The organism is Streptomyces catenulae, assembly GCF_000718015.1.
Classification (GTDB): Bacteria; Actinomycetota; Actinomycetes; order Streptomycetales; family Streptomycetaceae; genus Streptomyces; species Streptomyces catenulae.
The window spans coordinates 1-328 of record NZ_JODY01000084.1; the positions used below are offsets into that span (position 1 = coordinate 1).

Consider the following 328-nt stretch of genomic DNA (forward strand, 5'->3'; position numbering starts at 1 on the left):
ACAGCTGCCACGTCGGGCCGATCAGCTTCGGCTCCCACTCCAACTCCGGCCGTGGCGCAACCTCTGCCAGTCGCTCCCGATACCAACGGATGACCTCGTCGTGCCCATCGTCCTGACGCTCAACCGACCGTCTACGCGCCACGGCCCCAACGCGTCATCGCAGCCTGCCGTGCAGACGCAGACGCGTTCCCCTTCGCCGGCTCCTCCTCGTCCGGCAGCTTCAGCCAGCCGAGCAGTCGAGCGAGAACACCGCGGTGCTGGCGAAGTTCCTGCACCAGCGGCGACGCAACCGGCTGCCCCATGCTGCCGGTGACCATCAGGTCGGCGT

1 protein-coding gene is annotated in these 328 nt (G+C 68.3%); it reads right to left on the bottom strand.

The genetic code is table 11. The annotated features are described in order from the left end of the window. Positions 1 to 131: 131 nt before the first annotated feature. A partial coding sequence (locus IF23_RS34720) for a hypothetical protein (RefSeq protein WP_030289616.1) occupies positions 132 to 328 on the bottom strand: 197 nt, incomplete at its 5' end.